This is a genomic window from Cellulomonas sp. RIT-PI-Y, from assembly GCF_025642745.1.
In the GTDB taxonomy this organism is placed as follows: Bacteria; Actinomycetota; Actinomycetes; order Actinomycetales; family Cellulomonadaceae; genus Cellulomonas.
The window spans coordinates 55,368-69,905 of the sequence record NZ_JANZKP010000005.1 but is presented as its reverse complement, the minus strand read 5'-3'; the positions used below and the strand labels follow the sequence as shown (position 1 = coordinate 69,905).

10 protein-coding genes and 1 riboswitch are annotated in these 14,538 nt (G+C 72.3%); of the genes, 6 read left to right on the top strand and 4 right to left on the bottom strand.

The genetic code is table 11. The annotated features are described in order from the left end of the window. Positions 1 to 138 precede the first annotated feature (138 nt). Complete coding sequence (locus tag OGL89_RS03200; protein ID WP_263118425.1) at positions 139 to 2,646, top strand: lysylphosphatidylglycerol synthase transmembrane domain-containing protein; 2,508 nt, start codon at positions 139 to 141, stop codon at positions 2,644 to 2,646. 1 nt (position 2,647) lies between these two features. Here OGL89_RS03200 and OGL89_RS03195 read toward each other — a convergent pair whose 3' ends face one another. Both OGL89_RS03195 and OGL89_RS03190 read right to left on the bottom strand, forming a co-directional pair. Next, positions 2,648 to 2,782, bottom strand: a complete 135-nt coding sequence (locus tag OGL89_RS03195; protein ID WP_263118424.1) for a hypothetical protein — start codon at positions 2,780 to 2,782, stop codon at positions 2,648 to 2,650. A 15-nt stretch (positions 2,783 to 2,797) separates the two neighbouring features. Continuing rightward, a riboswitch (cyclic di-GMP riboswitch) is annotated at positions 2,798 to 2,872 on the bottom strand. Positions 2,873 to 2,957: 85 nt separating this feature from the next. Then, positions 2,958 to 4,814 carry a penicillin-binding transpeptidase domain-containing protein gene (locus OGL89_RS03190; RefSeq protein ID WP_263118423.1) on the bottom strand — a complete coding sequence of 619 codons (1,857 nt, stop codon included), beginning with the start codon at positions 4,812 to 4,814 and terminating at the stop codon, positions 2,958 to 2,960. A 191-nt stretch (positions 4,815 to 5,005) separates the two neighbouring features. On the opposite strand from OGL89_RS03190, the gene OGL89_RS03185 reads away from it, so the two are divergent. From OGL89_RS03185 to OGL89_RS03170, 4 genes are all read left to right on the top strand, one after another. Then, positions 5,006 to 6,292 carry a hemolysin family protein gene (locus OGL89_RS03185; protein ID WP_263118422.1) on the top strand — a complete coding sequence of 429 codons (1,287 nt, stop codon included), beginning with the start codon at positions 5,006 to 5,008 and terminating at the stop codon, positions 6,290 to 6,292. A gap of 75 nt (positions 6,293 to 6,367) precedes the next feature. After that, entirely contained in the window at positions 6,368 to 6,778 is a 411-nt protein-coding gene (locus tag OGL89_RS03180; RefSeq protein WP_263118421.1) for an ATP-binding protein, read from the top strand. A gap of 25 nt (positions 6,779 to 6,803) precedes the next feature. Further along, positions 6,804 to 7,508: a DUF1361 domain-containing protein gene (locus tag OGL89_RS03175; RefSeq protein ID WP_263118420.1), complete on the top strand. Its 705-nt coding sequence runs from the start codon at positions 6,804 to 6,806 to the stop codon at positions 7,506 to 7,508. A gap of 17 nt (positions 7,509 to 7,525) precedes the next feature. Then, positions 7,526 to 7,870, top strand: a complete 345-nt coding sequence (locus OGL89_RS03170; protein WP_263118419.1) for a YciI family protein — start codon at positions 7,526 to 7,528, stop codon at positions 7,868 to 7,870. On the opposite strand, the gene OGL89_RS03165 is transcribed toward OGL89_RS03170, so the two are convergent. Further along, a complete protein-coding gene (locus OGL89_RS03165; RefSeq protein WP_263118418.1) occupies positions 7,867 to 9,060 on the bottom strand; it encodes an MFS transporter in 1,194 nt (397 codons plus the stop codon). The two genes, OGL89_RS03170 and OGL89_RS03165, sit on opposite strands and share 4 nt — an antisense overlap. A 113-nt stretch (positions 9,061 to 9,173) precedes the next feature. Between OGL89_RS03165 and OGL89_RS03160 the strand changes: the two genes are divergently transcribed. Further along, positions 9,174 to 10,538, top strand: coding sequence for a glycoside hydrolase family 30 beta sandwich domain-containing protein (locus OGL89_RS03160; RefSeq protein ID WP_263118417.1), 1,365 nt, complete (start codon positions 9,174 to 9,176; stop codon positions 10,536 to 10,538). A 49-nt stretch (positions 10,539 to 10,587) separates the two neighbouring features. On the opposite strand, the gene OGL89_RS03155 is transcribed toward OGL89_RS03160, so the two are convergent. Then, complete coding sequence (locus OGL89_RS03155; RefSeq protein WP_263118416.1) at positions 10,588 to 14,481, bottom strand: LamG-like jellyroll fold domain-containing protein; 3,894 nt, start codon at positions 14,479 to 14,481, stop codon at positions 10,588 to 10,590. Between the last annotated feature and the right edge of the window lie 57 nt (positions 14,482 to 14,538).

Here is a 14,538-nt window from a genome sequence, read left to right as displayed (position 1 = left end):
GTTCCGGGCACCACGGGGACGGCGCATCCTCCTCGGGGATGACCCCGGCGGGGCGGGAACTCCGTCGCAAGGACGGAATCGCGCGCGAGCGGACCGTCCTCCCCTCGCCGCGGCCGACGGCTGCCTACACTCCGAACCATGTCCGACGCACCGACCAGCGCGCCGGCGGCGCCCGGGCGGTCCGACGGCGAGGCCGCCCCGGCGTCGCACACACGCATCGTCGACACCCCGGAGAACCGGGTCCACCATCCCAGTGACCTGCTGGGCGTGGTGCTCAGCCTGGTCGGTGCGGTGCTGGTGATGGTGCTGGCGACCTACGCGCACAACACCACCTCCGGCGTCGCCGAGGACGTCGAGGGCGTCGCCTCACTGCTGCAGGACCTGCTGGTGGTACCGACCGCGCTGCTGGAGAGCGTCGTCACGTTCTTCGTGCCGACGGCGGTGCTGATCGAGCTGGCGTTCCGGCGGCTCGGCCGGCAGATGCTGGAGGGCGTGGCCGCCGCGGTGGCCTCCGTGCTGGCGTCCTCCACCGTGCTCTGGCTGGTCGAGCACCTGGGATCGGACGAGCTGGTCGCGGGGCTGTCGGTGCGGCTCGGCGGCACCTGGACCGTGACCGTCCCGGGCTACATCGCCCTGATCGCCGGACTGTTGACCGCGACCGGGCCGCGCACCCGCCGCCGGACCGTGTTGTGGTCGTGGAACCTGGTGTGGGTCGCGATCGGGATCATGGTGATCACCGGGTCGGTGTCGATCACCGGGATCGGCCTCTCGCTGCTGATCGGCCGGGCCGGCGGCCTCGCCACCCGGTACGTGTCCGGGGTCCGGTCCGAGCGCGCGTACGGCAGCAGTCTCGTCGCCGGTATCCGCCGGGCCGGGTTCGACCCGGAGCTCCTGGTGCGGGTGCCGGACGCCGTGCCCACCGACGACTCCCCGGTGCCGGACGACGAGCCGGGCACCCCGGCGGCCCGCGGCATGGCCCGGTACTCCGACCATCGCGTGTACGAGATGACCACCGTCACCGGGTCGCAGTACGACGTGCTGATCTACGACGGCGACCGTCAGGTGATCGGCTTCCTGTCCCGGCTGTGGCGCTCGATCCGGCTGCGCGGGCTGGACGGCCGGTCGACGGTCTCCCTGCGCCAGGCCGCCGAGCGCTCGGCGCTGCTGAGCTACACCGCCTCCGCCGCCGGGGTCCGGGCACCGCAGCTGCACGCGGTCTCCGAGGCCGACGCGTCGATGATCCTGGTCCAGGACCGGGTCGCGGACGCGGTGCCGCTGGCCGACCTGGATCCGGACGCGATCGACGACGAGGCGCTGCGCGCGATCTGGGCGCAGCTCGGCACCGCGCACGAGGCCGGGCTGGCGCACCGCGCGCTGACCAGTGACGTGGTGCTGCTCGGACGGGACGCCGACGGCGCGCCCCAGGTCTGGCTGATCGGCTGGGAGCAGGGCGACGTCGCCTCCTCCGAGCTGGCCCAGCGGATGGACCGGACCCAGATGGTCGCGCTGCTCGCACTCCGGGTCGGCCCGGCACGGGCGCTGGAGTCCGCGGTCGCGGTGCTGGACGAGGGCGACATCGCCGCGATCGGCCCCCTGCTGCAGACCGTGGCGCTGCCCCAGCGCACCCGGGAGGAGCTGCGCGCGCACAAGCAGGTGCTGGCCGAGCTGCGGTCCGCCCTGGTCGCCCGGCTGCCGCAGGCCGACGTGGAGCCGGTCGCGCTGAACCGCTTCGGGGCGCGCACCCTGATCACCATCCTGCTGACCGTGGCCGCGGTCATCGTGCTGCTCACCACGATCAACCTGCAGACCATCCTGGACGCGCTGGCGGAGACCGACTGGCGGCTGAGCCTGCTCGCGTTCGCGTTCGGGATGAGCACGCTGTTCGGCGCAGCGCTGACCCTGGTCGCGTTCGCCCCGCAGAAGATCCCGCTCTGGCGCGCGACGGTGACCCAGTCCGCCGCGACCTTCGTCGCCCTGGCGGCACCGGCGGGCATCGGTCCGGCGGCGCTCAACCTGCGCCTGCTGACCAAGCGCGGGGTGTCCGGCGCGCTGGCCACCGCGACCGTGGCGCTGGTGCAGGTCTCCCAGTTCGTGGTGACGCTGCTGATGCTGCTGGTGCTGTCGGTGGCGTCGGGCACCAACCAGCTGGAGCGGTTCACGATCTCCCCGACCGTGGTGCTGGCGATCGGGATCCTGGTCGGCCTGATCGCCGCGCTGATGCTGGTGCCCCGGGTCCGGCAGTGGGTGGCGGCCAAGACGGTGCCCACCCTGCAGCAGACCTGGCCGCGCCTGATCGAGGTCGTCGGCCAGCCCAGCCGCCTGCTGCTCGGCATCGCCGGGAACGCCCTCACCACGCTGGGCTACGTCCTCGCCTTCGAGGTCTGCCTGCGGGCGTTCGGGCAGAACCTGTCGCTGGTGCAGGTCGCGATCGTGTTCCTGGTCGGCAACACGGCAGGGTCGGTCGCCCCGACCCCGGGTGGTGTGGGGACGACCGAGCTCGCGCTCGGCGGTGCGCTGGCGGTGGTCGGGGTCAACCCCGGTGTGGCCACGTCGGTGGCGGTGCTGTTCCGGGTGCTGACCTACTGGCTGCGCATCCCGGTGGGCTGGGCCGCGATGCGCTACCTGCGCAAGGTCGGCGAGCTCTAGTTCAGGCGCGGGCGGGGCCCTGGGCCGGGACCTCGGCCAGGCGACCGGCGGCCAGGCGGCTCCAGGAGCCGAGGCGCGAGGCCAGACGCTCGGTCAGGTCGCCGTCGATCGGCTCGGAGTATCCGCGCGGGTCCATGGGGCACATCCTTCGTTCGGCAGCCCGGCTGACCCCGTGGGTCCCGTGGCTTTGCGTCCCCGCCTTGCGGAGGGTTTGCCTTGTCGCTGACGGATCTGACTGTAGGAGCGGGCCGGGCCGGACGGGAGGGGTCGGCGCCGATTTCACCCGCTCGCCGCGTGACCGGCGCCGATCCTCACGCGATCGCGGTCAGGAACGCCTCCAGCAGCGGCCCCGCGGTGTCCACGCCGGACGTGCCGGTCTCCACGAACACCGCCACCGCGAGGTCGCCCTGGCCCGCGATCATCCAGGCGTGCGCCTGCTCGCCGTCGCCGTACTGCGCGGTGCCGGACTTCGCGATCACCTCGGCGCCCGGCACGTCCTGCAGGAAGGTCGACCCGCCCTCGGTCACCACCGACCGCATCATCGACCGCAGCGCCTCGGCCTCCTCCGCGGTCAGCGGCGGGGCGGAGTCGGCCGGCGCGGTGCCCGCACCCACCACCAGCTGCGGCACCACCCGGTGCCCGGCCACCACCGACGCCGCGACCGTCGCCATCCCCAGCGGCGTGGCCTGCACCCGGCCCTGCCCGATCAGCGACGCGGCGTGATCCGTCCCGTCGGACTCGGTGGGCACCGACCCGAGGGTGGCCGCGAACCCGAGGTCGGCCTCGGTGATCCCGAGCGACTGCGCGGCACTCGCGAGCGCCGCCTGGTCCACGGTGTCCCGGGCGCCGAGGAACGCGGTGTTGCAGGAGTTCGCCACCGCGGTGCGCAGCGTGACGGTGCCCAGCCGGTCGGTCGGGTAGCCGGGCACGTTCTGGAACTCACGCCCGTCGACGGTGAGCGTGGCGGGGCACTCCAGTGGGCTGTCCGGTGTCAGCCCCGCCCGTAGCAGGGCCAGCGAGCTCGCCACCTTGAAGGTCGATCCCGGCGCGTACAGCCCGAGCGTCGCGGTCGAGGTGCCGTCCCCGCCCGGGCCGCTGGCCACCGCGACGATCTCCCCGGTGGACGGCCGGATCGCGACCAGCGCCGAGGCGCCCTCGGTCGTCGAGGACAGCACGTTCTCCGCGATGGTCTGCACGGTCGGGTCGAGGGTCACGCGCAGCGGTTCGCCGGCCTGCGGCTCAGTGCTGAACAGCAGCCGCTCGCCCGCGAGCACGGTCACGCCGGGGGTGCCGCGCACCTGGTCGTCGTACTGCCGCTGCAGCCCGCTCAGCCCGGTGAGGTCCCCGGCGGCCAGCGCGCCCTCCGACTGCTCGATCAGCTCGGCGGTCGCCTGGCCCACCGATCCGAGCACCGGCCGCGCGAACGTCCGGCTGGGCGCCAGCGGCAGGGTGTCGGTGGTGGCGATCACCCCGGGCAGCGTGGTCAGCTCACCGGTCGAGTAGTCCGGGTCGCCGTCCCGGATCACGATCGCCTCGACGAACGCCTTCTCCCCGGCGGCCGCCACCTGGGCGGCGTAGGCGTCCGGGTCCATCTCCAGGGCGGTGGCGAGCTGGCGGGCGGCGCCGTCCCACTGGTCGGCGGTCAGCCGGGTCTTGTCGATCCCGACCCGGTTCACCGGGCGGTTCTCCACGATGACGGCGTCCCCGGCCCCGAGCACCTGCGCCCGCTCCGGGTAGGCCCGCTGCACGGTCAGCACCTCGGCGTCGCTGAGGTCCGGGGCCAGCAGCATGGAGCTCCAGGTGGCCCGCCACTCGTCGTCGACCCGGGTCAGCCCGGCGTGGGTGTCGTAGGTCCAGGCCGCTCCGTCCAGGTCCCAGGTGTAGCGGAGCGTGACACCCGCGCTGTCGTCGTCCTGACCGTCGACGACCGTCCCGGCCGTGACCGTCGGCTGCCACGGGGTCATCCCGCCGATCACGGCCTCCCGGCGCTCGGCGGCCTCCTGCCCGGTCGCACCCGCCAGCGGCACGTCGGAGAAGTCCCCGTCGGTGAGCGCCGCCGCGAGCGCCTCGGCGACCTGCTGCCGGTCGTCGCCGTCGTCCCCGCCGCACGCAGCGACCGACCCCACCAGAACGACGGCCACCAGCACCGCCACCACCCGAGACCGCATCCAGACCCCTGACGACCGGGGCGCCGCCACCGATGGCGTCGCCGACATCCGCAGCCTAGGAACCGGCTGTGTCGCACGGGGGTGATTCGGCGTGCAGATCCGGTGCGGACCGTCTTGGATCGGTGCATGTCGACCTCACCGCCTCTCAGTCCCGTGCGGTGCGCCGCCCGACCGGGGGGAGCGCACCGCTGATGGACTCCGAGACATGGGCGAACATCGCCCTGGTCCTGCTCTTCATCCTGATCGGCGGCGTGTTCGCCGGGACGGAGATCGCGCTGGTCTCGCTCCGGGAGAGCCAGATCAACCGGATGGAGCGGCAGAGCACCCGTGGCGCACGGGTGGCCGCCGTGGCGCGGGACCCGAACCGCTTCCTGGCCGCCGTGCAGATCGGCGTCACGGTCGCGGGCTTCTTCTCCGCCGCGTACGGCGCCTCCACGATCGCGCCCGACTTCGCCCCGGTGATCGAGTCGCTGGGCGTCCCGGCCGGACCCGCGGCCACGATCGCCCTGGTGCTGCTGACCCTGGTGATCGCCTATCTGTCCCTGGTGCTCGGCGAGCTGGTGCCCAAGCGGATCGCCCTGCAGTCGTCGGCCAAGGTCGCCCTGGCCGTCGCACCACCGCTGGACCGGTTCGCGACCCTGATGCGCCCGGTGATCTGGCTGCTGTCCCGGTCCACCAATCTGCTGGTCCGGTTGTTCGGCGGCGACCCCTCCGCCACCAGCGAGGAGATGTCCGAGGCCGAGCTCCGCGACCTGGTGATCGCCCATCAGGGCCTGCCCGAGGACGAGCGGCGGATCCTCGGCGATGTGTTCGAGGCCAGCGACCGCTCCGTCGCCGAGGTGATGCGGCCCCGTGGCGAGGTCCGGTTCCTGGACGGCGGCCTCACGCTCGGCGACGCCCTGGACGAGGTCCGCGACCAGCCGTGGTCCCGCTACCCGGTCATCGGTGAGGACTTCGACGACGTGCTCGGCTTCCTGCACATCCGGGACCTGATCGACGCCCGCGACCCCGCACGGACCGTCCGGGACGCGATGCGGGAGATCGTCGCGCTGCCCGGCACGAACAAGATCCTCCCGTCGCTGTCCCGGATGCGCCGCGAGGGCGTGCACATCGCGGTGGTGGTCGACGAGTACGGGGGCACGGACGGCATCGTCACCCTGGAGGACCTGGTCGAGGAGCTGGTCGGGGAGATCCGGGACGAGTACGACATCGCGGGGTCCTCCGGCCCCGAGCACCACGAGGGCGCCCCGGGCACCTACGACGCCGGGCTCAGCATCGAGGAGTTCGCCGAGCTCACCGGCGTCGCCCTGGCGGACGGCCCCTACGAGACCGTCGCGGGGTTCCTGATCGCCCGGCTCGGCCGACTCGGACAGATCGGCGACAGCGTGCCGATCGACGGTCACCGACTGGAGATCGTGCAGGTCGACGGGCGTCGGATCACGCGGATCCGGGTCGCCCCGCCCCCCGAAGGGTTCTGAGCCCGGGCGCCGGGATGCACACCCGACGGATCGGCGTCACCCTGGGAGAGCACTGCGACCGCGAAAGGAGCCAGAATGTCCGAGCGACTGCTGTTGCCCGCAGACCCTTCCTCGATCGCACGTGCCCGGCACTGGGCCGCCTCCCTCGCCCGTCGGGTGCACGCAGGCCCCGCCACCGAGCACACCGTCGAGCTGCTCACCAGTGAGCTCCTCACCAATGCTGTGGTGCACACCGGCAACCATGCGCCGATCTCGGTCTGCGCCCGGATGCACGACGACGCCTTGCGCGTCGCGGTCACCGACACGGACACCACGCTCCCGGTGGTCCGGCCCACCAGTCCGGGGCGACCCGGCGGGAACGGGATGCGGATCGTGGACATGCTGTCGTCGACCTGGGGTGTGGACCTGCATCCCGGCGTGGGGAAGACCGTGTGGTTCGAGGCGTTGGTGGGCAGCCGCGCGGGCGCGGCGCTGCTGAGCGCGTAGTCCCGCCCTCCGGCACGATGGCCGGATGCTCCTCAACGACAGCATCGTCGGGATCGTCGGGATGAACGTGCTGGCCGTGGCGTTGGTCCTGCTGCGATCCTGGCTGTTCCGCACCCGGCTCTACCGCCCGATGCTCCTGAACGTCGGTCTGTCGGTGGCCCCGGTGCTGGTCCTGCTGGCGGCCGTGCTGGTGCTGGCGGTGCTGCTCGCCGCGAGTGCGCCGCCGGCGCTGATCGTGGTCCTGGGCGCGATCCTGCTCGGCGTCTGGCTGCTGCTCCTGCCGAATGCCGGCTACCTGATCACCGAGCTGAACCTCAACCATCGCCGACCGGGCGAGCGGGTGCCGGAGTGGTTCGACCTGCTGCTGGTGCTGTCGCTGGCGATGTCCGGCGTGCTGAACATGCTGTTCAACGTGTTCCTGGTGCAGCTGGGCTACGTCGCCGTGCGGTTCGACGCGGTGGAACCCCTGACCAGCGCGGAGGTGCGGATCGTCACCGGCTTGGTGCTGCTCCTGGCCGCGTTCGGGATCTACCTCGGGCGGAATCTGCGCCTGAACAGCTGGGACGTGCTGCGGCCGTGGCGGATCGTCCTGAAGCTGGTGGCCCACCTGCGGCAGCCCGGTGCACCGGCGACCGCGGCGGGATACACGGTGACGGCAGGGGTGTTCTTCGGGCTGATGTACCTGGTCGTGATCGGGCCGTTGATCCGCGCGGTGCAGATCCTGGCGTAGCGGAGCACGATGGGCGCATGACCCATTACCTGATCTCCTTCCCGAGCGGGGAGATGGACATCCCGGACGGCGAGTTCCAGGCGGTCGTCGACGCGTCGCACGCCGTGGTGCGGGAGGCGAAGGCGGCCGGCGTCTGGGTGTTCGGCGGGGGCATCGACGAGAGCATCCCACCCGTGCTGGTCGACAAGGACGGCGTGGTCACCGAGGGGACCTACCCGCAGACCGCACGACTCGAGGGCGGGTACACCGTGCTCGACGTCCCGGACCGGGAGACCGCGCTGCACTGGGCGGCGCGGATCGCCGACTCCTGCCGCTGCAAGCAGGAGGTCCGCGCCTTCGGCGACGACCCGGAGAGCCGCTAGCGGCGACGGCCCTGCAACACCCCCGCGGTCAGCACCACGATCAGTCCGGCGATCGGCACCACCAGCAGTCCGACCCGGACGCTGCTCGCGTCCGCCACCAGTCCGACCAGCGGCGGTGACGCCAGGAACCCGAGCCGCATCAGCCAGGACACCACGGTCAGTCCGGTGCCGGGCTTCAACCCGGGGAGCTCGTCCGCCTCGTGCATGGCGGCCGGGACCAGGGTCGCGACACCGAACCCCGCGACCGCGAACCCGGCGACGGTGCCGGGCACGGACGGGAACGCCAGTGCGGAGCCCATGCCGAGCGCGACCAGGACGCCGCCGGTCCGGGCGACCGCACGCTGACCGAACCGGTCGACCAACCGGTCGCCGAGCAGTCGGCCGATGAACTGCGCGCCGGTCAGCGCGATGTAGCCGGTCGCGGCCACCGCGGCGGCGGCGCCCAGCGAGCCGGAGAGGTAGATCGCGGCCCAGGAGTTGCCGGAGTCCTCGACCAGGGTCCCGGCGGTCGCGATCAGCACCAGTGCCGCGAGGACCAGCACGATCCTGCCCCGCGACGCCCCGACCCGATCGCCGTGCTGGCCGGGACCGGCCGTCGCGTCGTCGTCGCCGTCCGTGCCGGGCAGGCAGAACCGGAGCGCGACCAGGGCGACCACGGAGAACAGCGCGCCCGAGACGGCCAGGTGCACTCCGCGCGGGACGTCCAGCGCGATCGCACCGGCGGCCATCGACCCGCCGATCACGGCGCCGATCGACCACACCGCGTGGAAGGAGTTGATGATCGACCGGCCGTACCGGCGCTGGACCCGGAGACCGTGGGCGTTCTGCGCCACATCCGTGATCGCGTCCATCGCCCCGGCCAGGAACAGGGCGGCCATCAACAGTCCGACGGTCGGTGCGACGGCGGCGGCGCACACCCCCAGCGCGGTGACCAGGGTGCCGAGCACCGCGGCCCGGGCGGAGCCGAGACGCCGGATCGCCCACGCCGCACCGAGGCCGGCCACGATCGCCCCGGTGGGGAACGCCGCGACCGCCAACCCGTACGCGGCGTTGCCAAGGCCGAGTTCCGCCTTGATCTGCGGGTAGCGCGGGATCAGGTTGGCGAACAGGGCGCCGTTGGTGAGGAACAGCGCGGCGACGGCGGCGCGGGCCCGGCGGTCGACGGTGGCCGGGGAGGTCGTCACGGACATGTGTACGAGCGTACACATGCCCGTGAGCAGGTTTCCGCCTGGTCGGGATCGGGGCTACCGTTACCTATCGACCAGTAGGTAGCAGGGGTCCGACGACGACGTGGGAGTGTTCGATGAAGATCACCAGCTGGACCAGCACGACCGAGCGCGAGCGCTGGCGGGACCTCGGCACGGTCGACCCCGGGCCGATCACCCGCATCCCGGACGTCTTCGTCCAGCTCGACGACGAACGCCAGGAGATCGAGGGCTTCGGCGCCACCTTCAACGAGCTGGGCTGGACCTCGCTCGCGCACCTGGACGACGAGCAGCGCTCCGGGATCTTCCGCGAGCTCTACGCGCCGGGTGTCGGCGGCAACTTCACGATCGGCCGGATGCCGATCGGCGCCAACGACTTCGCCCGGGACTACTACTCCTACGACGACGTGCCGGGTGACTTCGCACTGGAGCACTTCAGCATCGAGAACGACCGGGAGACCCTGATCCCGTTCATCCGGTCCGCGCAGGCCGAGCAGGGCGACCTCAGGCTGTGGGCCTCGCCGTGGGTGCCGCCGCAGTGGATGAAGACCAACGGGCACTACGCCTCCGCCCAGCCGTGGGTCGACGGGGTCGAGAACGGGCTGCGCGCCGACCAGGTCCAGCAGGAGGGCACCGACTCCTTCATCCAGGACGAGCGGCACCTGGCCACCTACGCGGAGTACTTCGCCCGGTTCGTGGACGCCTACGCCGCGCTCGGCATCGACATCCGGATGGTGATGCCGCAGAACGAGTTCAACTCGGCGCAGCCCTACCCGTCGTGCACCTGGACCCCCGCCGGCCTGGCCGCCTTCATCCGCCACCTCGGGCCGAGGATGCGCGAGCGCGACGTCGAGGTCTTCCTCGGCACCGTCGAACGCCCGGACGTCGACCTGGTCGACGGTGTGCTGGCCGACCCCGAGGCCGCCGCGGCGATCACCGGCATCGGCGTGCAGTGGCACGGCAAGTCGATCGTGCCGTTCCTGCGCCGCGACCACCCCGAACTGCGGATCTACCAGACCGAACAGGAGTGCGGCGACGGCAGGAACGACTGGCGCTACGCCCGCTACTCCTGGCGTCTGATGCGTGACTTCCTGAACAACGGCGCCAGCGCCTACCAGTACTGGAACCTGTCGCTCGAGAGCGGCGGGGTCAGCCGGTGGGGCTGGTCGCAGAACTCCCTGATCGTGGTCGACCCGGCCACCGCGAGCTTTGAGTACACGCACGAGTACGTCGTGCTCAAGCACGTCAGCCACTACGTGCAGCCGGGCGCCCGCCTGGTGCCGACCCTGAGCTACTCCGGCTACGAGAACCAGCTGGCGTTCCGGAACCCGGACGGCTCCCTGGTGGTCGTGATGCAGAACGACACCTCCGAGGAGATGCCGGTGCAGATCACGGTCGGCGATCAGGTGGTGGAGCCGGTGCTGCCCGCGGACTCGCTGAACAGCTTCGTGATCGAGGTGTGAGCGCCGGTGGGGACGGCCGCCGCGACGACCGTCCCCACCGCCGTCCGCCCTACTGCGGCGCCCAGGGGCCGTTCGGGTCCCCGGGCACCTGGTTCCGGGTCCACCACCGGGCGGTGTAGCGCTGGCCGTCGTGCTCGACGATCTCGCCGCCGGTGAAGATCCGGGACGCCGTCCACACCGCGGTGCCGTCACCGGTCGCCGCGATCTCCTGCCACGGCCCCCAGGGGTCCCCCGGGGTCTGGCCCTGCGTCCACCAGCTCGCCAGCCAGGTCGCCCCGGCATGGCGCACGGTGTCGCCCCGGTCGTAGACCGTGCCGGACTGCCACGCCTCGACGACGATCGGGGTCGCGGCCAGCGGGGAGACGGTGATCCGGTCGACGATCGGGGCCTCGTCCGCGCGCAGGTTGTAGTCCGCGAGCCAGGTCTGCGACGCGTAGGTCACGCCGTCCCAGTTGGTGGCCTCCTCGGAGCGCAGGGCGATCGTGTTCTCCCCCGCGTCCAGGTCCAGCACGATCGTCCGTTCCCAGAAGTTGTTCTGGTGGAAGGTCGGCACGAACAGCTCGCGCTGCGCCTCGCCCCCGTTGACCGAGATGTCGGCGTGCCGGGCGACCGGGTTCGGGTTGTAGTGCGTCCCGTCCACCTGCTCCGGGTTGGAGAACCGCACCACCACCGCGTGCGGACCGGACTCCTCGGCCGCCACGGTGAACGTGAGCGTGGAGTCGTTGCCCGGCTCCCCGCCGATGCCCGCGACCGCCTGGCCGCCCTCCGCCAGGGACAGGTCGACGACCTGGGCCTCCCCGGACAGCGCGGCGTCCTCCGCCTGGTACTCGGTGCCGGTCAGCAGGCCCTCGCCGGCGCCGACGGTGAGCCGGTCGAGCCGCAGCCCGTCCGCCCCCGCCGTGACGGTGACCTTGTTGACCCCGCCGCGCAGGTGCGCGGCCACGGTGTCCCCGGTGGCCAGGTCCAGGACGTCGTAGCCGTTCACCGCGAGGGTGCCCGCACCGTCCCCGGCCAGGTCGACCCCGAGGGCGGCCTCGGCGTCCTCCGGGCCGTAGACCCAGAACGTCGCCGTCCCACCCGCGGCCAGGTCGGCCACACCGGCACCGGAGTCGCCCACCGTGTAGTCGGTGCGCGCGTCGGCCAGCTGGGCCAGCTCGCCCTCGTACACCGAGGTGCCCGCGTCGGGGTTCGCCAGCGCGAGCGTGATCCGGTCCACGATGGCGTCGCCCACGGTGGCCCCGCCGTCCAGACCCCGGGCGGCCAGGCTGATCGTGTGCGTCCCGGCGGTCAGGTCGACCGTGGTGTCGGTGTGGTCCCAGACCACCCACTTGTAGCCCAGGGGCAGGAACAGCTCCTGCTCGGCCGCGCCGTCCACCCGGAGGAAGACGTTGGTCGGCCCCTGGTCCTGCACCAGCCCGTAGGTGTTCAGGCTGTTCGCGAACACCGACAGGTCGTAGCTGCCGTCCTGCGGCACGTCCACGGTGAAGTCCAGCACCACGTCCGACCCGGTCCGCAGCCCGCCGACGTCGTAGCCGCCGGAGGTGTAGAACTTGCCGACGTCCTGCGGGGAGCCCTCCGGGCCGTTCCGGCTGTAGCCGGTGCCGGAGTGCGCGGCGTCCTCCGCCTCGTAGCTGGCCTCCCACAGGTCGGGGGTGGCCGTGGTGGTCGCGCCGGAGCCCGCCGGGGTGACCACCAGCTCGTACGCCGACGATTCGGCCAGGGCCGGCAGGGTGTCCCCACCGAAGTCCAGGGCCACCGTGCCGTCGACCACCGGCAGGGTCAGCTCGGCCAGGTGCCGGGGCTGGGCGGAGTCGCCGAGCTGACCGGTCCACGGGATCTCCCGCACGGTCACCCGCACCTGGTCGCCGAACACGTCGGCCGGCACGTTCACCAGGTCGACCGGCGCGGAGCCGGTGCCGCCGCCGAGCAGCGTCCGGGAGATCGCCTGCTCCTCGTCCAGGGTGGCGAGGCCCTGCAGGGTGTAGTTCTGCCCCGGGTTCGGCGGGGTGACCTCGACGGTGTGCCCGGTCATCTGGGCGTAGGCGTTGTAGAGCCACCACTGCCCGTTACCCCGGTTGGACTGCACCGCCGAGTCGGACAGGTTCCCGTTGATGTTCCAGAACGCGATCATCGCGTCGACCTTGGTGTCCTCGATCGCGGACATCCACTGGATCATCTGGCCGGGGACCGAGGTGTGGTAGTTGAAGGCGTACTCGTTGATGTTGATCGGCAGCTCGGTGCCCTCGTGGGACGTGCCCGCGAACACCCCGGCCTCCCAGCCGCGGAAGGTCGCCACCGAGTCCCGGATCGCCTCCGGATGGGTCAGCTCGTGCCAGGTGATGATGTCCGGCACGGTGCCCGCCTCGACGGTGTGCGCCAGGAAGCCCTCGACCTGGTCGAAGAGCACGCTGGTGCCCGGACCGGCGACCCGCATGTCCGGGAAGTGCTCCTTGATCGTGCGGTAGGTGCGGTCCCAGGCGGCGAAGTAGTCGGTCGGGTCGTCCAGCCAGGAGGTGCCGTCCAGGCTCCACTCACCGGTGCCGAACATGTTGCCCTCGGGCTCGTTGAACGGCTCGATCACCAGGTTGTCCCGGTCCTCGTCTGGCAGCGTGGCGATCATGTCGAGCTGGTTGTCCAGCACGGTCGCGTAGTCGGCGAGCTTCTCCTCCGGGGTGTCCCCCGGCCACTGGTACGGGAAGCCCCGGTACCAGTCGGTGACCCGCAGGTAGACGTCCCCGTCGGTGGTGTCGGCCAGCGAGCCGACCACCTCCAGCGCGTCCGAGCCGGGGTGCTGCGCGCCGTCCTGCGCCTTGGTGGCCACCGAGCGGACGTTCATCCCCTCGACCAGGTTGTCGCTCGGCATCCCGTCGCCGTAGAGCCCGTACAGCAGGCCGGAGGCGCCGCCGAGGAACTCCCCGGTGTCGGTGCCCAGATCGACCCGCAGCTCACCCCGGTGCACGGTGACCTGCGCGGACACCGCCTGACCCGCGGCGGTGCCCGTGGCGGTGAACTCCCCGGTCCGGGCGTACCGCTCGGGATCGATCGGGTCCCAGCTCACCGGGACGTCCCGGTCGTAGCCGTCGGAGAACGTGCCGCGCACGGTGTCCGGCAGCTCCGGCGCGGTTCCGACCACGGTCCGTGCGGTGAACTCGTCGCTGCTCAGTCCGGTCAGGGCGGGCAGCTCACCGCCGACCACCTCGGCGACCTGCTCGGCGGACAGTGCCGCGTGCCAGATCCGGAAGTCGTCGACCGCGCCGTCGAACAGCGGGTCGGCGTAGAAGGACCTGCCCACGAACCCGGCACCGCTCGCCGTCGCGGTCAGCAGGTCCGCGGCGCTGAGCGAGGTCGCCGCCGAGGAGACCGCCACCCCGTCCAGATAGGTGGTCAGCCGGTCGGCGGTGGTGTCGAGCGTGGTGGTGAGGGTGGCCCACCGACCGCTGGGCAGCGCCGCACTGCCGGTGACCTGCGACTCGGCCGAACCGCCCGCCTGGGTGATCGCGGTGCGCAGCCTGCCCTCGTTGGTCGACGGCGTGGTGAACAGGTAGCGCGAGGTGTCGGTGCCCAGCGCGTAGGCCCACTGCCAGGAGCCGCCGGTGCCGTCCCAGCGGATCCGGGTGGACACGGTCAGATCGGTGGCGCCCTCCAGCGCCCCGCGGGGCACGGCGACGTACCCGCCGGCCGCTCCGCCCGCCAGGTCCAGCGCGGTGCCGCCGTCGCCGGTGTCGATCAAGGAGGTGGTCCCGGCGACGCTGCCGGTCAGGCCGTGGCCCGAGGCGTCGGCGACCGTGCCGTCCACCACCTCGTCCATCGTCCAGTGCAGTGCGGGATCGGGGGTCGCGGCCGTCGCGGGCAGCGCGAGTGCGCCGCCGAGGGAACCGAGGGTCAGGACCAGGACGCTGGGCAGCGCGATCGCTGCCCGTCGGGAGACTGATGTGCTCTTCATCGAGTACCTCTCTCGTGGGGGCACGCCGGTGACGACGTGCCGGATGTGCCCGGTGCG